A 19,290-nucleotide genomic window follows, 5' to 3' on the forward strand; every position below is an offset into this window, starting at 1 on the left:
CAGAGATTTGTGCGGTGGTTAACACGCTTTTTTTGAGGTGTATTACGCTTTCGCGAAAGCGTAAAAAAACCATTATCATTCTTATTGACACGTTTTTATGAAAATATACCCTATTGAGGCAGGAAATTTTAAACTAGATGGCGGTGCGATGTTTGGCGTGGTACCTAAGTCCATATGGAGTCGTACTAACCCTGCAGATAGTAACAACCTTATAGATATTGCAGCCCGCTGTCTCCTTATAGAAGATGGAAATAAGCTCATCCTTATTGATAATGGTATGGGTGACAAGCAGTCTGAGAAGTTTTATGGATATTACTACAGATGGGGTGATCACTCTATAGATACATCACTAGCACAGTATGGTTTTCATAGAGATGATATTACAGATGTGTTTATGACGCACCTACATTTTGACCACGTAGGTGGCGCCATACAGTGGAACAAAGATCATACGGGTTATGAGCCAGCTTTTAAAAATGCTAAGTTCTGGACTAATGAAAATCACTGGCAGTGGGCTATTGAGCCTAATAATAGAGAGAAGGCGAGTTTCTTAAAAGAAAACCTCATCCCTATGCAAGAAAGTGGCCATTTACACTTTATAGAGCGTGGTGAAAATGCCTTTAAGGAAACAAGCGAACTAGGTTTTGGTATTCTCTTTGCAGATGGTCATACAGAAAAGCAAATGTTACCACATATACAGTATCAAGATAAGACCATTGTTTTTATGGCAGATCTTGTACCCACATTAGGTCATTTACCCGTACCTTATGTGACTGGTTATGATACACGCCCACTTCTATCTATAGATGAAAAAGAACGATTTTTAAAACAAGCGGCAGATAATAATTATTACCTCTGGCTAGAACACGACGCTCACAATGAGCTTGTTACTGTACAACATACCGAAAAAGGTGTGCGTGCAAAAGATATTTTTACCTTTAATGAACTATTTAATTAATAATATGAAGATTCAAACTACAAAATCCTTTCTTCTTGCAGCTACTGCTGCAGCTTTTCTAACAGCCTGTGACACGCCTAGCGCACTCGTTACAGTACCGGTAGAAAATGTAGATAGCAACCCTCTTAAAGTAGCTGCCCTTACAGATGCTCAAGAAAAAGCGTGGAGCTATGCAGACCTTAAAACAGACACCATACCTGGTATGAGTGTAAATCGCACCTATGAAGAAATCATACCTAATAAAACTGGACAGCAAGTTATTGTTGCTGTTATAGATTCTGGTATAGACATAGAGCACGAAGATTTAAAAAATAAAATCTGGACAAACCCTAACGAGATACCGGGTAATGGTAAGGATGATGATAACAACGGGTATGTAGATGATATACACGGATGGAATTTTCTAGGTGATGTAAATGCAGAGCAGCTAGAGTTTGTACGTATCATAAAAAGATACGAGAGCCAGTTTGAAGGTAAAACACTAGCCTCTATACCAGCAAATCAAAAAGAAGCTTTCCAGCAGTATCAAAAAGCAAAAAGTGAGTATGATACAAAAGTAACAGAGGCACAAGCAAATAAAACACGCTATGAGCAAATTTTAGGGCAACTTAAAACATCGCACGCGGCTGTAAAAGCAAAGCTGGGTAAAGAAGATTATACTGCGGCAGATCTTAAAGCCATCGCAAATCCTACGGCAGAGATGCAGCAGCACGTTGCGTTCTTAACACAAATGTTGAGCTATGCAGACTCAATACCTGAGTTTATTAAAAATATAAATGATGGTGTAGATTACTTTACAAATCAGCTAGAGGCAAACTACAACAAAACAGCAGATTTTAGAAAAGTACTAGGTGATGATCCTTATGATATCACAGATACAAACTATGGTAATAACAACGTGTACGGGCCAGAACCAGACGGTGCAAAACACGGTACACACGTAGCAGGTATTATTGCTGCAGAGCGTGACAATGGTAAAGGTATGAATGGTGTTGCAAATAAAAACATCAAGATTATGGCACTACGCGCAGTACCAGATGGTGATGAGTATGATAAAGATATCGCACTAGCAATACGCTATGCGGTAGATAATGGTGCAAAGGTGATCAACACCTCTTTTGGTAAATACTACTCTCAAAATCCAGAGTGGGTTTATGACGCAATAAAATATGCGGCAAAGAAGGATGTACTTATTGTAAATGCTGCGGGTAACGAAGGGATAAGCCTTGATGATCCGGCAAATAGAGTATACCCTAACGATCAGATAGATAATGTAAATGAGATGAGTGACACCTTCCTTACTGTAGGAGCACTTAACCTTAAGTATGGTGGAGAGCTTGTAGCAACCTTCTCAAACTATGGTAAGTCTCAAGTAGATGTATTTGCTCCTGGTGTACGTATATACAGTACCACTCCAGAAGATACGTATGAGTTTTTACAAGGTACATCTATGGCATCGCCTAACACGGCTGGTGTTGCAGCAATGCTACGTAGCTATTATCCAAAGCTAAGCGCTACAAACATTAAAAACATCATAATGGCTAGTGGTCTTGCTACCGGTACTCAAGTTATCTTAGGAGGTGATGAGACTAAGAAAGCGCGTTTTAGCGATATTTCAAAATCTGGTGAGATGGTCAATATGTACAATGCTTTTAAACTAGCAGAACTACAAAAATAATTTTAGTAATTTCTAAAAATCCCAAGTTCCTCAATAGTGGAATTTGGGATTTTAACTTTAAATCAATCTATAATGAAAAACGCTTATAAATTACTGGTGATGGTATCGTTGTTCGCTTTCGCGAAAGCGTATGCACAAAACAACACCTCTTACTGGCAACAACACGTCGACTACGAGATGGAGATCGATATGAATGTAAAAAACTATCAGTACGATGGTAAACAGAAGCTAGTGTATACAAACAACTCACCAGAGACGCTAGACCGTGTGTACTATCACCTTTACTTTAACGCATTTCAACCAGGTAGTGAGATGGATGTGCGCTCGCGCAACATTGCAGATCCAGATGGTCGTGTTAAAGATCGCATAAGCAAGCTAGGGCCAGATGAGATAGGTTTTATAAAAGTAAACAGCCTTACTCAAGATGGTAAAAAATTAAACTATGAGGTAGCCGGTACTGTGCTAGAAGTACAACTCGCTGCACCTATCGCACCAGGAGCAAGTACAACCTTTAATATGGACTTTAAAGGACAAGTACCTGTACAGATACGCCGTAGTGGTCGTAACAATAAAGAAGGTGTCGCACTATCTATGACACAGTGGTACCCAAAAATGGCCGAATATGATTTTGAAGGCTGGCACGCACATCCTTATATCGCTCGTGAGTTTCACAGTGTATGGGGAGACTTTGATGTAAAAATCACAATAGATGAAAACTACACAGTAGGAGGTACAGGCTATTTACAAGATCCAGAAGATATGGGTCACGGGTATGCTGGCACTTCTATGAAGCCTGGTAAAAACGCAAAGCGTGGTAAATTACAATGGCACTTTAAAGCACCAAACGTACACGACTTTACCTGGGCTGCAGATCCTGAGTATGTACACGATGTAATTATGGGAGAAAATGATACAGAGCTACACTTCTTCTATAAAAACAAAGAGTCTATAAAGGCAAACTGGAAAAAACTACAGCCTATGACGGCAGACTTACTTGCCTTTTATAACAAGCACGTAGGTACATATCCTTACAAGCAGTACTCTGTGATACAAGGTGGAGATGGTGGTATGGAGTATGCAATGAGTACACTTATCACTGGTGAGCGCAAGTTTGGGAGCCTTTTTGGTGTGACTGCACACGAGATGGCACATACTTGGTTTCAATTCTTACTGGCAAGTAATGAGGCAAAACACGAGTGGATGGATGAAGGATTTACCTCATATATCTCTGCTCTGGCCGAAAATGAACTTACAGGAGGTGATAACCCTAATCCAGTTGCTGGGTCATACAGAGGGTACTATTACCTTGTAAAAAGCGGTAAAGAACAACCACAAACTACACACGCAGACCGTTACAACGAGAATATGCCTTACAGCATCGCTGCATACAGTAAAGGAGCTGTATTTCTTGCACAACTAGGATACGTTATAGGAGAAGATAATCTTAAAAAAACGCTCAAAAAATACTTTGATGATTTTGCTTTTAAGCACCCTACGCCTAACGATATTAAACGTACGGCAGAGAAGGTTTCTGGTATGGAGCTAGACTGGTATCTTACAGACTGGACACAAACTACAAATACCATAGACTACGGTATCACAAGCGTTGAGGCAGATGGTAATAAAACAAAGGTTACGCTTACCCGAAAAGGGTTAATGCCTATGCCTATAGATCTTTATGTAGATATGGCAGACGGTTCTCAAAAATCATACTATATGCCACTGCGTATGATGCGTGCCGAAAAACCAAACCCAACGCCAAACATTACTCGTGAGCAACTCGCAGACTGGCCTTGGACAAACCCTACATATACCTTTACAATAGACGCACCTATAAGTAAAGTAAAGATGATGAAGATTGATCCTACCTCAAAAATGGCAGATATTGATCAAACAGATAATGTGTGGGAAAACAAGTAAGATAACCTCACATTACTAGCACTTAATTAAACCAGCTCATTACGAGCTGGTTTTTTTGTTTGAATGCTTTTTTGGATATATTGCAAGCTCACATCAATCAAATCATCAATTTTAATGTCACTATTTAATTACAACCCTTCTGGGTTTACTACAATCACAGGGCTTACTACGCCAAAAATTTACAAAACTACGCTTAGTTGTTTCTTACTACTTATCACCTTAGTAACAACGATAAACGCCCAAGAGACAGATGCACTTCTCGAGAAAGGAATGGTAAAGGCAAACTTGCTTTTTGCCCCATCTATTAATTATGAGTATAATGTATATGATAACTTTACTTTAAAGGCAGAGGCGGGAATAACTCCTACTTACTTTGATATTTTCGGAAGTAAAAAAGTTGCCTTTTTTCAAAAATATGAGGCACAGGGCAAATATTATTACAACCTTAAAAAAAGAGTCTCAAAGGGTAAATCTGTAAGCGGTAATTCTGGAAACTTTGTGGCTGCAGTCTATAATTACCAAAATAAAGAAGCCTTGTTTAGTGAAGTAAGCAGGTCTACAGATTTCTCAACGCTAGGTGGTGTTTGGGGTTTTCAGCGTAGTTATAATTCTGGGCTCAGTTTACTGTTTGAAATAGGCTTTGGTTATGACTTTGCATATCGATCTAATGGCAGAGATACTAACGGAAGACCATTTCCTCTCATAGGTTTTGAACTAGGGTGGGTAATTTTTAAACATAACTAATGAAGAAGCGGCTACTATCTTTGATAATTTTAAAGACTTAAAATTTGAAGATTCTGATACTAACCTAGCGCTCCCTAGCAATGGAGGTTTAGGATTGCGGTTTCTTATTCGCTATCATTTGTGATAAACTGGTAGACATATAGAATATGTGGGAGAACTAGTAATAATCTCACATTACTAGTATACTTATTTAAACCAGCTCATTACGAGCTGGTTTTTTTTATAAAGACTTTATGATTCATAATCTTCTGATACTATGATAGTTTTATATTTTTAAACGTGAGTAAAGCGTTTATGAATTATAAGTTACTTTTTCTTTTTTGCTTGTTGGGGAGTTATACCTCAGCACAGACGCTCGAAGGGACTATTTATAATGCAACGCAAACACTACCTGGTGCAAGTGTAAAAAACCTGTCAAGAAATATACAAACCCAAAGCACTAGTAATGGGTCCTTTATAATTTCGGCGGCTGTAAATGATTCTATTTCTTTCTATCTCTTTCCATATGCACCTCAACTTAAAGTGATCACCTCAAAAGATATGACCAGCCCCATAGTCATTGAGTTAAAAGAAGTAAACAATGAACTTGACGAGGTACTCTTACATAATACACCTAAAAAAGAAACCACTTTTAGTGGGCCAGCTTATGAGCATACAATCCAGCAGTCTATACTAGGTGATATTGACAAAAATGGGCATCTCTACGTCCCACCAGCGTCTACTTTCGGAATTAACTTAGTTGCACTATTTAAAAAGGCACGTAAGCTATTTAAGAAAAAGGACGGACGGAGAAATGCAAAAACAACTCCAGCCATTACTTCCTTACAATTAGAAAAACTCTTTAAAGAGGATCCTGTCTTTAATGATGACTTTTTATACAACGAGCTGGGCCTACCACAAAATAGTGCTTACTACTTTTTTGACTATTGTGAATCAAGGCTGTTAGATACAAACCTCCTCAAACCCAAAAACAGCTTCTTGCTTATAGATAAGCTTATCACCCTGAGTGAGGAATACAAAGAGTTACTTCGTAACCTCAATCAAAATTAATGAACCATTACTTATAGTTACATTCTATTTACTCAGCTTATAATTGTCTATTAATTTTTTTACAACAGAGTAAAGCCTGGCGTAGTTTTATGTTAAGATCTATTTGGTTGGATAATACCAAAATGGAATCGTTCCAAGTGTATCGTTTACAATTGAATCATTCCTATTTGTTGTTTTTGATATAATTTGAAATGTATGACGCCCACGCTCGAGGCTTTTCAAATCAAGAAAAGTTTCATAACCTCTCTGACCGTTTTCCAAAAAACTAGCTATAAAATTATCCGAATATGTAATGCTATCTATCTTAATGACCGCAATACTATTTAAAGTCTTCAAATATTCTTTGAAATTATTTGAGTCATAGTCTACATCATCTTTAAAGAGCTTTGAGAAAAATGTGTTTACACCGCGTTGATCGTTTTCTAAGGATAGTGAATCATTCAATTTCAATATAATATCTTCTAAACTTGCATTATGCGTGAGAAAAACACGTAAAGAGTTTTTTGAAACATTTTTTCTTTGAATTGCAAAGTCTCTAAAATAACGCTTTCTACTATCCTCAACTCCTTCTAAGTACATTCCTCTAGAAGCAAAATTTTCACTTGCGGCATTTTGAGATCTGTGGAAATTAGATTGCTCATATCTTAATGTTGTTAATGTAGCTATCGTAATATAAAATGGTATCATCCAAAAGAGAATCCTTTTACCTTTCCTATCATCTAAAAAATTATAGAGAATAGGACGATAAATAAATGAAAGAGACACATAACTCATAATCCAATAGATTGGAAAATAGAGCATTGCAATCGTTTCATTTTTCTTAAGTATACCTTGTCCTAAAAAATCAACAAGCATAATTAATAGCACAATCGCAAAGCCTATTACCGCAAAGCCAACAAGCATAACAATAACTATTGAGTCTAAATTTGAAGCAGAAACTACAGCAAGTGCAAATATGATGGCAAAGTATATAAGAAAAGACAACCCTATGAAAACAATTAAAAAACTCAAAGAGAAAATGATACTACAGTAATCCTCAAGCTTACCTATGTACTTATCAAACGATACTATCTTCTTACTAAGGTATTTTGTGAATTTCTTAGAATAATTTAATTCTTCAAAAATTATATCTCCTGAGTAGTAACGTAAGCCAATAGCACCTATCCACAATCCTCTCAGGACAAGGTGCACAACCAGGTTAAATATTAGTATATAATTAATACTAAGTAAAACAAACCCAGCCCCAGCAACTAATCCACCTGTGCGTCTATCTACAGAGTTAACTATACTATCCACTTTAGCAATTAAGGGGTCTATGGATGAAAATAATCCTAAAATCACAAACCCAGACACAAGCAATTCTAATTGCCAGCTCTCTCGTTGTAATTTATCAAGCCACTTTCTAAATTTCTTAGATGTATAATCGTTTTGCACTGGGAAAAAATTTCAATAATTACTTGTTAATACTCAGCAATATAAGTGCTATTTTTTAATTACCCCTTCCCTATTTCCAGTAAACTATCCCACTGGGTTGTATATCGTGGGCTGCGCTCCTCTTTAATGAGTTCCCATTCCTTATTACTTTTTGAAGTGCCAGATAATCCTGCCGAAACTGTAGACTTCCCGTAGCGATTATTTATCGCGTCAAAGGCTTTTATGAGGCGCTTATCTCCCGTCGCTTCGGGCATAAAGAGATTACCTTGTACTTGCTCCTCTGGTATGAGACCTAAAAGGTCTACGCCCACTTTTTTGTACTTAAATCCCGGCTTATAAATTCGCTTTAAGGCTTTCTTAGCTTCCACGATAAGCATAAATGTATCATTAGTAGGGACAGATAAGGTTACAATGGTCTTATCTGCGTGTTGCACATCATTTGTGCTGTGATAGTTTGTAGTGAGATATATACGCAACTGTGTACAACAACATTTTTGCGAGCGTAGCACCTCGCTTACTTCACTTATATAGTAAGCGCAGGCTTCTTCTATTTGTGGTAGGTTATCCAGTTTTTTTCCAAAGGATTTTGCCGTTCCTATTGCTTTTTTCTTTCGCGGAAGCGTTTCAAAAGGAATACAAGATTCTCCATTAAGCTCCCTCCACAAGCGCTCCCCTACTACGGTCATTTCCTTACGTACCCACGCCAGTGGTACTTCTGTAAATGCATAAGCTGTAAAGACACCTATGTGAGCGAGACGCTCCACGTGCTTTTTACCTAGCCCCCAGATGTCTTTTGTTTCTGCCCAGTTAAGTGCCTCTATGCGTCGCTCCTCGGTATCCATCACATACACGTGGTCAAAGTGTGCTACCTTTTTTGAAATACGGTTTGCAAGTTTTGCCAGTACCTTAGTAGGTGCAATGCCTACTCCTACGGGTATCCCAGTGCGCTGTACAATTGTATTTTTAATTTGATGACCGTAGGCATTAAGATCTACGTGAGTCATCCCAGAGAGATCTACAAAAGACTCATCTATACTGTACACCTCAACGGCAGGTGAGAACTCGCGCAGTACATTCATCACGCGGTCAGACATATCTCCATACAAGGTGTAATTTGATGAGAAGAGCGTGACATCGTTTTGTGCCAGCAACCCTTTTATTTTAAAAAGTGGGTCGCGATATGGGATATGTGTGAGTGCCTTTGCTTCTTTATTTTTTGCTATGATACAGCCATCATTATTACTCAATACAGCGACAGGTCTACCCTTTAAGTCAGGTCTAAATACCTGCTCACAAGAGGCATAAAAACTATTACAATCTACCATCGCAATCATACCGCCTTGTGTATTATGTAGCTTATCATTCCCCAGAGTTCTATAGGTTTTGAAGCATTTATTCTTTGCACATCAAAACCCTCTTCTGTAATAACTAGTGCCAGTTTACCCTCTTGTGCTACTTGTGCGCGGTCTATTATCAAAACATCTTTATCAAGAATGTTATGTGACTTCCAGCTATCACCCTTTACACGTACAAAAAAGGTCGCATCACGAGAAGAACTAAGCTCCTTGTTGAGGTCTATCATAGGCTCACGGTAATGTGTCGCAGGACTGGGGAAACCTGTTTGTACAGACCGGTTACCCGAGTAGTCTGTCACAGCACGTTTTACTTTTTGAGGTTCTGTCTTCATAGCTGACAAAATTATGGATATTTTCCAATAAAATGTATTTTTTCCATTATTTGATGTGCTGTATTGTGATTTTTTTGCTTTCGCGAAAGCGTATATCTCCTCCATTACCTACCTCAATTCTACTATCTTTGCCAGCAATGGCATACACGTACCCAAGAAAAGAAAAGCTAAAATCTAAGAAGCTCATAGAATCGCTTTTTATAGAGGGAAGGTCTGTCAAGTCTTTTCCGCTGCGGCTCATATATATAAAGACACCGCTCAAAGAAGAAGGCATATCACATCAAGTGAGCGTTTCTGTATCTAAGCGCAATTTTAAACTAGCCGTATCTCGCAATCGTATAAAACGCTTGATGCGGGAGTCATATCGTTTACACAAAGACCAGATTTGTATAAAAGGCACGACCTTTGTGATGCTTATTATCTATACAGGTCGAGAAGAAGTCTCTCAACAACAGCTGCATAAGGCTATGGTCAAACTTATAAAACGATTTAATGATGCGATATCTACTACTACTTAGTTTTCTACTTATAATCGGTTGTGATAAAAATACTGATGGGCTTAATAATGATCTCATAGCGGCAGATGCTGGATATGCACCAGAAATGCTAGAAGAAATGGTTATTACGGAGGTTAATAGCCCTCAAAAATCTACACCTTCTAAAATAATTAAAACAGCGTCCATACGTTTTGAAACTAATGATCTCACCACCACTCACAAACGTATTCTTAAAGCTATCAAAGAGGCACAAGGCTATGTACAAAATGATAATGCTGGCACCCATAGCTATGGTCGTACATATCAAAACCTAACCGTACGTATACCTACTCGCAACTTTGATATGGCGCTAGAACGCATATCTGAGGGAGTTGCATATTTTGATGAGCGCACAATCTCACAAGAAGATGTAACTGCAGAGTTTATAGACATAGATGCACGCCTTAAAGCAAAGCGTGCGCTAGAAGACCGTTATTTAAATCTCCTTTCAAAAGCAAAAAACGTGAAGGAAATGCTCGAGATAGAACGCGAGCTGGCACAAATACGTGAAGAAATAGAAGCAAAACAAGGAAGACTTAAGTACCTACAGAGTCAAGTCTCACTTAGTACGCTTGAGATTGAGTTTTATAAGGATGAAGTAACTACACAGGTTACAAACTCTTATGGTAGTAAGATAATTAATGCACTTAAAAGCGGTTGGAACGGAGTTTCGGTTTTCTTTTTAGGTTTGTTGCATCTCTGGCCTTTTCTTATCTTGTTAGGTATAGGCGCATTTTTTATGCGCAGATGGATTAAAAAAAATAAAAAGTAGATGATTACGCTTTCGCGAAAGCGTTATACGCACAACTATAGTCTCCTAGAGACATCTTGTATTATGAAAAAGAAAATATTCATTCCCGTTATTGCTGTTGTCATAGGTATCAGTACGGTTAGTTTTAAAAGCGACTTTTTTGAAATCGCAAAGCAAATCGAAATTTTTACAGAGCTCTTTAAGGAGCTTAATATGAATTATGTAGATGAGACAAACCCTGCAGAGCTTATGGATAGTGCCATAGAGGGTATGCTTGCAGATCTTGACCCCTATACAAAGTACTGGACCGAGCAAGAGGTAGAAGATGCAAAAATTAACCGCTCTGGAGACTACTCTGGTATAGGTGCCACCGTGCGCAATCAAGACGGAAAGATGACCATTACAGAACCGCGCAAAGGCTACCCGGCAGATAAAGCAGGTCTTAAAGCAGGTGATGAGATTATAAAAATAGGTGACATTACCGTAGCAGATGTAGATGGTGATGCTGGAGATTTACTTAAAGGAGCTCCAAACAGTGAGGTGGTAATCACCTACAAGCGCCAAGGAAAAACAGATAAAGCAACTATAAAACGCTCTGCGGTAGAGATAGATGCAGTCCCGTTTTCAAAACTCATAAATGGTGATACTGGGTACATAGTGCTTACAAAGTTTAATAAAAAAGCATCTAGCCAGGTAAAAGAGGCACTTGTGAGTCTTAAAACAGATGGTGCTACAAAGATTATACTTGACCTACGTGGTAACGGTGGTGGCTTACTAAGTGAGGCTATAAATATTTGTAATCTCTTTTTACCTAAAGGGTCTCTCATTACAACCACAAAGTCTGTAGTAAAAAAATACAATAAGACCTATACAACTTCGCAAGAACCTGTAGATACAGAGATACCTCTTGTGGTGCTTGTAAATGGTAGATCTGCCTCTGCCTCAGAGATTGTTTCTGGAGGTTTACAAGATTATGATAGAGCTGTGGTGGTAGGCGCTAGAACCTTTGGTAAAGGTCTTGTACAACGCCCTAAACCGCTCACTTACGGTACTTCTGTAAAAATCACGATATCTCGCTACTACACGCCTTCTGGTCGCTGTATACAAGCCCTAGATTACTGGAATCGTGATGAAAACGGAAATGCTGTACGCACCGATGCTGCAGATTATAATGAGTTTAAAACTAAAAACGGTCGTAAGGTATTAGACGGTGGTGGTGTATTACCAGATATACAAGTGAGCTCTGCAAAGTTGAGCCCAGTAACTACTGCCCTTCTCAAGGATAATGCGATTTTTGAATATGCTACAGATTACTATTATAATCATCAGTATAGCGATATGAGTGAGTTCTCGTGGTCACAAACAGATTTTGCAGACTTTAAATCATTTTTAAATCGTACAGGTTTTAAGTATGAAACCGGTACAGAAAAAGCATTTGCAAAGGCACTAGAACAAGCAGATAAGGATGATCTTAAAACAGAAGTATCGGCGGCTTACAATCAACTTAATAATGCGATAACCCTAGCAAAAGAAAAATCTATAGATGAGCGTCAAGATGAGATTGAAAACCTACTCATAGATGAGATTGTAAAGAGATACTTTTATCGAGATGGTCTTTATGAGTACCAGATTATAAATAATGTAGAGGTTAAGGAAGCGCTAGCAGTACTAGCAGATAAAAATCGCTACAATAAGATTTTAAATAATTAAAAGGACTGCGCTACATATAGCCCTGCTCCTATTATCTGTACAAGCTTTTGCTCAGGTAGATAAAACACACGAAACCTTTTTTGAGACAGATAAATCTAATCTCGTTGCTATAGAAAATGCAAAGCTAGAACGCTTTATTACCTCTTTACCTCTAGATAAAATAGAAGATATCTCTATTTATGGCTATTGTGATGACCGTGGCACAGATGCCTATAATAACTGGCTCTCACAAGAGCGCGCAAATACTATTAAACAAAAGTTTGTAGATAGAGGTATTGCAGATAGTATCATAAAAAACTCAGACGGAAAAGGAGAGCTACTACTCACTAGACTAGATGATGTAGGTAGTGAGGTGCAACGCACCCTTAATCGTAAAGTAGAGATTATCGTTTCTTTATTACAACCTCGCGTAGTTCCAAAAGAAGCCGTTGCCGAAGAAAAAGAACTAGAAGAGACAAAGGATAGATATAAAACCTTTGAAGATGAGCCTATTGTAAAGGGAGACCGTATCCTTTTAAAAAACATCCTTTTTAAAACTAACTACAGCTATATACACGGAAAATCACGCAAGGACCTTAATAAGCTAGCCAAATATCTTGCTGCACATCCTGAGATTATTTTTAAGATACAGGGTCACGTGTGTTGTGTGGACCACGGCCGTGATGGTATTAATCTAAAAACTGGAAAACGTAATCTCTCTGAGGCGAGAGCAAAATTTATATACGATTATCTTGCAGATCACGGTGTAGCAAAAAAACGAATGCGCTATCAAGGTTTTGGTAGTAGGTTTCCACTAGGTGGTGACCCTAAAGATGATAAGCGTGTAGAGATTCTCGTTACTTATGTGAAGAAAGTAAAGCCGAAGAAAAAATGAAATTAATTTGAAATGACTTATCCTTTTTTTACTCCTTGTTAATGTTACAATAGTTATATCACAAAATAGTGACACTCATACTTCATTTCGACAAATAACAGGTGTTCTCATAGATGAAAACGAAATGCCTTTTCCTAGACAAAATGTAATTATATTAGGTACTACAGTTGGTACTCAAACTGATTTTGATGGGAAATTTTGTCTTACAATTCCCAATGATATTTTGGTCTTTATTTCCTTACCATTTTGTTTTGAACAAATTACTCGTCAAGTTAAAAATGATGATACTCATTTGATTTTACAAATTGGGAAAAAGAAAAGAAAATCAGAAAGAGCAATGATTAAATGGAGCTTAGTGAGTGATAAACAGAAGCAAGATTTTCAATTAATATATAGGGGTAATGCTTATCTAAAAGCTCAAAAATCTTATTGCCAGTAATTAATTAGCTAAAATTGCTTGAAGCACGCTTTCGCGAAAGCGTAAAAATTCTCACTATTATTTTTTCAGCATCCCAATATGAGGAATACCATCTTCTAGATAGCCCTCACCTACTTCTTTAAAACCAAGATTGTTGTAAAAACGTTTGAGATACGTTTGAGCAGATATTTTTATGGTTGTCTCATCATAATACCGCTCTACAGCTTCTATAGATGTGTTCATTAAATCATAACCGTAAGTGTGAGCGCGTTCATTTTCTTGCACTACTACCCTACCTATACTGGCATTTTCAAAATAGGCTCCTGGTCCAAAAATTCTGGTATATGCGACTAGCTTTTCGTTTTTATAACCCATCACGTGTACGGCATCTTGATCTTTACCATCTACATCTTGATACACGCAGTCTTGCTCTACTACAAAAACCTCAGCTCTAAGTTGTAGTATATCGTACAACTCGCTCGTATTAAGAAATTCAAACTTTTTGATTTTAAAATCAAGGGCTACTTTGTCCATAAGTAATACCCGCGTAGCGGGATTTTTATAAGGCTAGTTACAAGCTATTTTGTCTACACGTCTCTGGTGGCGACCTCCTTCAAACTCTGTAGTAATAAATGCTTTTACCATCTCAAGCGCCTGCATTTCTGAAGTGTAGCGTGCTGGTATCGCTATTACATTTGCATTATTATGCTCACGTGCAAGAATGGCAATCTCTTTTATCCAGCATAGTGCCGCACGTACACCTTGATGCTTATTAACAGTCATTGCAATACCGTTACCACTACCACATATAACGATACCAAAATCTGCCTTACCCTCCTCTACATCTGTCGCAACAGGATGTCCAAAGTCTGGATAGTCTACACTATCTGGTGTGTCTGTACCATAATTACTAACAGTATGTCCAGCTTCTTTTAAAAACTTGACAATAACATTCTTATAACTAGGTCCTGCGTGATCGTTTCCTATAGAGATTTTCATAGTACGTTTGTTTGAGTAACAAAGTTAGTAAATAGCGGTATTGTTTTATCGTTTTACTTAAGCGGTAATTTAATACTGACTATAATTTTCTGCTCTTTTTGTTCTTTGATAAAGTTACACGCTTAATATGCTGTCTATCATAACTTTAATAGGTGTATGTGTATAAACCTCTTGCTTTGTTTACAATTGTTGATAACCGTGAAAAACCTGTTAATAGCAATTGTCAATAACTTTTAAGCAATACTGATAACTCTATTTGTGATTATAAAATAAAAATACAATACAGGACTTAGGGTATATAAACCTAATTTTTCTATCCCAAATAATGATCAAAATTATGAGCACTAAAAGGAGCTATTTTTAATAAGTTAATAACTCAAGTTATAAGCAATTATATGTGAAGTGTGGTTATCAACATTTGTTAACTACCTAACGTAACATACAGATTTACAAGCCTATTTAACTGTAATAACTCGTAGATAAGATGTCAATAACTATCAAAAAGTCACTTTTACAAAGAACAGCTCAAAAAGTTATACCGCTATTCACACTATATAATAAGCATCAATTTTTTTTTAAATTTTTAAAGAAAAGAAATATATATAATATTATATGTGAATAACATCTAGAAGTAACTAGAAGAAAAAAGGAAAAGAAGACTGTTTTTAAAAGTGTTGACAAGGAGATTTGTTTCACTTACGTGAAAAAGGAAACTGAAAAGAAAAATAAAGTTGTTAGGTTATGAGTGATAACTCACTCGCTCTTGAGAAAACGGTGTCGAGGTGTGATTAGAGTTTTCTTCCTCAAAGGTTGCGTTTATATATATCGCAAAGCCTATGATTCCAATAATGAAGATTATTAGAAATAGTAAGGTGTTTTTATGAAAAAGCTTTGATGTATTCATAGTGCTCGTCTCTATAAAGACGCTACAAAAATACAATTGTTACACTAATTTTAAGATTTTTTTAAGAAAAATAGAAATAAGTGTTAATTTTAAAGTTTTGATTTTTAAAATGTTACCTTAAAAGGGATGTTTTAAGTAATATGAGATTAAGATTTACTGTTTCCGTAATTTTGAGAATGACTGTTATAAAATGTTTTAAGGCATAGCTTTTGCACAGTACTCTTTACATATCAAAATGTCTTGACTTAAAGAGTATAAAATTTTAATGCTCTTGCTACATACTCTTATAAGTAGCTCGTTTCATCTTTTCGCGAAAGCGTAATAATCACAAACCCTGTTTCTAAAAGGTTATAAAAACTTAAAATTTTAACAGAAATACTGAAGTTGAACATTTTAAGACTAATTTTGTACCAGATATAAAATAAATGAATAAGAAGAAGAGAAGGAGAGGACCAGGAAAAATAACAAACCTCTCAGAAAGAATACTAAAAATTCTAAAAGCAGATCATCACAAAACTTACAATTACAAACAAATAGCGGCAAAACTTGATGTAGATGATCCATCTAGCCGTAACCAAATAATCAAAAACTTACAGCAACTTAAAGCCAAAGAACAAATCGTAGAAGAGGGACGTGGCCAGTTTAAGATTGCAGCAAATAAAAATTACCACACTGGGATACTAGATGTTTCTGGTAAAGGTGGCGGTTATGTGATGGTAGATGATCTTGAACAAGATATTTATGTACCACCACATCACTTAAATAAAGCACTTAATGGTGACGAGGTTGAGGTATACATATACCGCCAGCGCCGTAGTAAGAAACACGAAGGTGAGATTACAAAAATCATCAAGCGTAAAACTGAAGAATTTGTAGGGGTTGTAAAACTCCAAAAAAAGTTTGCCTTTGTACTTACATCGGAGTCTAACAAGATGTATACAGACATCTTTGTACCACTTAAAAAAATAGGTGATGCTCAAGATGGTGATAAAGTAGTGGTTACCATAGAAGACTGGCCAGAAAAAGCAGACTCTCCTTATGGTAAAATCAAAAAAGTACTAGGTAAACCTGGTGAGCATAACACAGAGATACACTCTATACTTGCACAATATGGATTGCCATATGAGTTTCCAAAAGAGGTAGAAGAGTATGCAAATAAGATAGATACTTCTATAAAAGAAGAGGAGATTGCAAAGCGTCGTGATATGCGTGATGTACTCACATATACCATAGATCCAAAGGATGCAAAAGACTTTGACGATGCATTAAGTTTCCAAAAACTAGAGAATGGTAATTATGAAGTAGGAGTGCATATTGCAGATGTAAGCCACTACCTCGTACCAGGTACCATACTAGATGATGAGGCTTATGAGCGTGCAACCTCTGTATATCTTGTAGATAGAGTAGTACCTATGTTACCAGAAATATTGAGTAACGGTGCGTGTTCTCTACGTCCCAATGAAGAAAAATATACCTTCTCTGCTGTATTTGAGATGGTACCAGAAACTTCAAAAATTGTAAACTCTTGGTTTGGACGTACAGTTACTTACAGTGATGCGCGTTTTGCTTATGAAGAAGCACAAGCCATTATAGAGAGTAGATCTAATATTATTCCAGCGGCAGTATCACTTACTGGTGAAGAATATACAGTTACAGATGAGCTTGTAGAAGCAACTTTAGAGCTAGATAGACTCGCAAAAATTATGCGCCGCCAGCGTATGAAGGATGGAGCTATCTCTTTTGATAAAGTAGAGGTAAAGTTTAACCTTGATGATGATGCAAACCCTACGGGAGTTTTCTTTAAAACATCAAAAGATGCAAATAAACTCATAGAAGAGTTTATGCTACTTGCAAACAGAAAAGTATCTGAGTTTATAGGTAAACAACGACCTAAAAAGACCTTTGTATACCGTATACACGACGAGCCTAATGATGAGAAGCTTGCCTCTCTTGAGAAGGTGGTAGGTAAATTTGGTTATAAAATGAACCTCACAGATCGTAAAAGTGTAACCTCTTCTCTTAACCAGTTACTCGTAGATGTACAAGGTAAGAAAGAGCAAAATATGGTAGACACACTTGCCATACGTACTATGAGTAAAGCTGTTTACAGTACAGAAAACATAGGTCACTACGGTCTTGCTTTTGAGTATTACAGCCACTTTACCTCACCTATACGTCGTTATCCAGATGTAATGGTGCATCGTTTATTACAACATTATCTAGATGGCGGAAAATCTGCTAGTGAAGAAGAGTATGAACAAAAATGTAAGCACTCATCTCATATGGAGCAGCTTGCTACAAGTTCAGAACGTGATAGCATAAAGTATATGCAAGTCAAGTTTATGCAAGACCATCAAGATGAAGAGTTTGTGGGTGTTATCTCTGGAGTTACAGAGTGGGGAATCTACGTAGAAATCATCTCAAATAAGTGTGAAGGTATGGTGCGTTTGCGTGACATAAAAGGAGATCACTATGAGTTTGATCAAGATAGCTACTCGGTCATAGGGCAGAAGTCTGGTAACCAGATTACCCTAGGAGACGAGGTAGTAGTAAAAGTAAAAGAAGCAGATCTTGTTAAGAAACATCTTGACTTTACACTTGTAGGTGTTAAGGAAGGGCTGCATCAATAATAAATACGCTTTCGCGAAAGCAAAAAAATAAGCCACTTTATAAAATTTATAAGGTGGCTTTATTGTATGAAAACAAAACAATGCCATACCTGTAATACACAAACTGAAGTTGCCTTTAGAGTACGACTTCACAGTAAAAAGCAATGGGTTTTTATTTGTGAAGACTGTTGCAATCTTCATAAAGATAGTGCTGGTTATACGTATGGCGGTACTTGGAAAGGGAAACGTCATTAATTGTAAGACTGTAACAATAAGGAAGACCGCCTGTCTCTATAACAAACAAAGACAATTATTATGAAAACAATAGTAACATTTATAGCCATACTTATAACGAGTATTTCTTTTGCTCAAAGTCCTATCACAAAAAATGTAGGAGATTTTACAGAAGTAAAAGTATATGATCGTATTGTTGTAAACCTTGTAAAGTCTACCGAGAATAAGGTGGTGATTACTGGTGAAGACGTCAGCCAGGTTAATGTTGTAAACAAAGATGGAACACTTAAGATTAAAATGGATCTAGATCTCATTTTTGATGGTAACAAGACCTTTGTATATGTACATTATAATAATCTAGAAGTTATAGATGGTAATGAAGGAGCTGTTATTACCTCAAACGAGCTTATAGAACAAGACAAGATTGAGATTAAGATGCAAGAAGGAGCTCGCGTTAAAGTAGGTTTACAAGTGCGAGAAGCCCTTTTAAGAGCAGTTACAGGAGGTATTATAGAAGCGAGTGGTCAAGCAACGGTACAGAGAGTAAAAGTAAATACAGGTGGTATCTATGAGGGTCGTAACCTAGAGACAGAAACTGCAGAGATATTTGTACAAGCTGGAGGAGAGGTAGAGGCTTATGCGAGTAAAATGGCAGACCTTACTATACGTGCCGGTGGTGACATTGTGATTTACGGTAATCCTGCAGAGGTAAAGAAGCATCGCACCTTTGGAGGGCGTATAAAGATTATGTAACCATAATGTATTCTTAAATTATAGAGGGATG

General features: G+C 37.1%; 19 protein-coding genes and 1 pseudogene. 14 read left to right on the top strand and 6 right to left on the bottom strand.

What is annotated here, in order from left to right:
• Positions 1-97: 97 nt before the first annotated feature.
• The 5 genes from Q0948_RS05545 (at position 98) to Q0948_RS05565 (ending at position 6,350) form a co-directional block, all read left to right on the top strand.
• Positions 98-958, top strand: a complete 861-nt coding sequence (locus tag Q0948_RS05545; protein WP_298349691.1) for an MBL fold metallo-hydrolase — start codon at positions 98-100, stop codon at positions 956-958.
• Positions 942-2,636 (top strand): S8 family peptidase, encoded by a 1,695-nt coding sequence (locus tag Q0948_RS05550; protein WP_298349695.1) that lies wholly within the window; start codon positions 942-944, stop codon positions 2,634-2,636. The genes Q0948_RS05545 and Q0948_RS05550 overlap by 17 nt, the downstream gene beginning before the upstream one ends.
• Positions 2,637-2,708: 72 nt before the next feature.
• Positions 2,709-4,556 (top strand): M1 family metallopeptidase, encoded by a 1,848-nt coding sequence (locus Q0948_RS05555; RefSeq protein ID WP_298349697.1) that lies wholly within the window; start codon positions 2,709-2,711, stop codon positions 4,554-4,556.
• Positions 4,557-4,670: 114 nt separating this feature from the next.
• Positions 4,671-5,300 (top strand): hypothetical protein, encoded by a 630-nt coding sequence (locus tag Q0948_RS05560; protein ID WP_298349700.1) that lies wholly within the window; start codon positions 4,671-4,673, stop codon positions 5,298-5,300.
• A 294-nt stretch (positions 5,301-5,594) separates the two neighbouring features.
• The gene (locus tag Q0948_RS05565; protein ID WP_298349703.1) at positions 5,595-6,350 is read left to right on the top strand and encodes a hypothetical protein; all 756 of its coding nucleotides are present in this window, start codon (positions 5,595-5,597) and stop codon (positions 6,348-6,350) included.
• Between the two features lie 99 nt (positions 6,351-6,449).
• On the opposite strand, the gene Q0948_RS05570 is transcribed toward Q0948_RS05565, so the two are convergent.
• The 3 genes from Q0948_RS05570 to Q0948_RS05580 are packed head-to-tail and all read right to left on the bottom strand — an operon-like array spanning position 6,450 to position 9,576.
• Positions 6,450-7,784 (bottom strand): hypothetical protein, encoded by a 1,335-nt coding sequence (locus tag Q0948_RS05570; protein ID WP_298349706.1) that lies wholly within the window; start codon positions 7,782-7,784, stop codon positions 6,450-6,452.
• Between the two features lie 59 nt (positions 7,785-7,843).
• Positions 7,844-9,118 carry a Y-family DNA polymerase gene (locus tag Q0948_RS05575; protein ID WP_298349708.1) on the bottom strand — a complete coding sequence of 425 codons (1,275 nt, stop codon included), beginning with the start codon at positions 9,116-9,118 and terminating at the stop codon, positions 7,844-7,846.
• Entirely contained in the window at positions 9,115-9,576 is a 462-nt protein-coding gene (locus tag Q0948_RS05580; RefSeq protein WP_298349711.1) for a S24 family peptidase, read from the bottom strand. The genes Q0948_RS05575 and Q0948_RS05580 overlap by 4 nt, the downstream gene beginning before the upstream one ends.
• 32 nt (positions 9,577-9,608) lie before the next feature.
• Between Q0948_RS05580 and rnpA the strand changes: the two genes are divergently transcribed.
• The 6 genes and pseudogenes from rnpA to Q0948_RS05610 all read left to right on the top strand — a co-directional run bounded on the left by rnpA (position 9,609) and on the right by Q0948_RS05610 (position 13,781).
• A complete protein-coding gene (gene rnpA, locus Q0948_RS05585; protein ID WP_298349713.1) occupies positions 9,609-9,989 on the top strand; it encodes a ribonuclease P protein component in 381 nt (126 codons plus the stop codon).
• Positions 9,964-10,779: a DUF4349 domain-containing protein gene (locus Q0948_RS05590; protein WP_298349716.1), complete on the top strand. Its 816-nt coding sequence runs from the start codon at positions 9,964-9,966 to the stop codon at positions 10,777-10,779. Before rnpA ends, Q0948_RS05590 begins: the two co-directional genes overlap by 26 nt.
• A gap of 63 nt (positions 10,780-10,842) precedes the next feature.
• Entirely contained in the window at positions 10,843-12,468 is a 1,626-nt protein-coding gene (locus tag Q0948_RS05595) for a S41 family peptidase (RefSeq protein ID WP_298349720.1), read from the top strand.
• 22 nt (positions 12,469-12,490) lie between these two features.
• Positions 12,491-12,769, top strand: a pseudogene (locus tag Q0948_RS05600) (OmpA family protein); the annotation flags it as partial.
• A gap of 51 nt (positions 12,770-12,820) precedes the next feature.
• Positions 12,821-13,342 carry an OmpA family protein gene (locus Q0948_RS05605; RefSeq protein WP_298349725.1) on the top strand — a complete coding sequence of 174 codons (522 nt, stop codon included), beginning with the start codon at positions 12,821-12,823 and terminating at the stop codon, positions 13,340-13,342.
• Between the two features lie 124 nt (positions 13,343-13,466).
• Complete coding sequence (locus Q0948_RS05610) at positions 13,467-13,781, top strand: hypothetical protein (protein WP_298349728.1); 315 nt, start codon at positions 13,467-13,469, stop codon at positions 13,779-13,781.
• A 57-nt stretch (positions 13,782-13,838) separates the two neighbouring features.
• Here the strand turns inward: Q0948_RS05610 and Q0948_RS05615 are convergent, their stop codons facing one another.
• The 3 genes from Q0948_RS05615 to Q0948_RS05625 all read right to left on the bottom strand — a co-directional run bounded on the left by Q0948_RS05615 (position 13,839) and on the right by Q0948_RS05625 (position 15,663).
• Positions 13,839-14,294 (bottom strand): GNAT family N-acetyltransferase, encoded by a 456-nt coding sequence (locus Q0948_RS05615; RefSeq protein ID WP_298349729.1) that lies wholly within the window; start codon positions 14,292-14,294, stop codon positions 13,839-13,841.
• Positions 14,295-14,327: 33 nt separating this feature from the next.
• The gene (rpiB, locus tag Q0948_RS05620; protein WP_038598131.1) at positions 14,328-14,759 is read right to left on the bottom strand and encodes a ribose 5-phosphate isomerase B; all 432 of its coding nucleotides are present in this window, start codon (positions 14,757-14,759) and stop codon (positions 14,328-14,330) included.
• Positions 14,760-15,498: 739 nt separating this feature from the next.
• A complete protein-coding gene (locus tag Q0948_RS05625; RefSeq protein WP_298349733.1) occupies positions 15,499-15,663 on the bottom strand; it encodes a hypothetical protein in 165 nt (54 codons plus the stop codon).
• 425 nt (positions 15,664-16,088) lie between these two features.
• Between Q0948_RS05625 and rnr the strand changes: the two genes are divergently transcribed.
• From rnr to Q0948_RS05640, 3 genes are all read left to right on the top strand, one after another.
• Positions 16,089-18,293 carry a ribonuclease R gene (gene rnr / locus Q0948_RS05630; protein ID WP_298349736.1) on the top strand — a complete coding sequence of 735 codons (2,205 nt, stop codon included), beginning with the start codon at positions 16,089-16,091 and terminating at the stop codon, positions 18,291-18,293.
• A 66-nt stretch (positions 18,294-18,359) separates the two neighbouring features.
• On the top strand, positions 18,360-18,527 hold the full coding sequence (locus Q0948_RS05635; RefSeq protein ID WP_298349739.1) for a hypothetical protein: 168 nt from the start codon (positions 18,360-18,362) through the stop codon (positions 18,525-18,527).
• Positions 18,528-18,587: 60 nt separating this feature from the next.
• On the top strand, positions 18,588-19,259 hold the full coding sequence (locus tag Q0948_RS05640) for a head GIN domain-containing protein (protein ID WP_298349741.1): 672 nt from the start codon (positions 18,588-18,590) through the stop codon (positions 19,257-19,259).
• Positions 19,260-19,290 lie beyond the last annotated feature (31 nt).

The organism is uncultured Dokdonia sp. (assembly GCF_947496725.1).
Classification (GTDB): Bacteria; Bacteroidota; Bacteroidia; order Flavobacteriales; family Flavobacteriaceae; genus Dokdonia.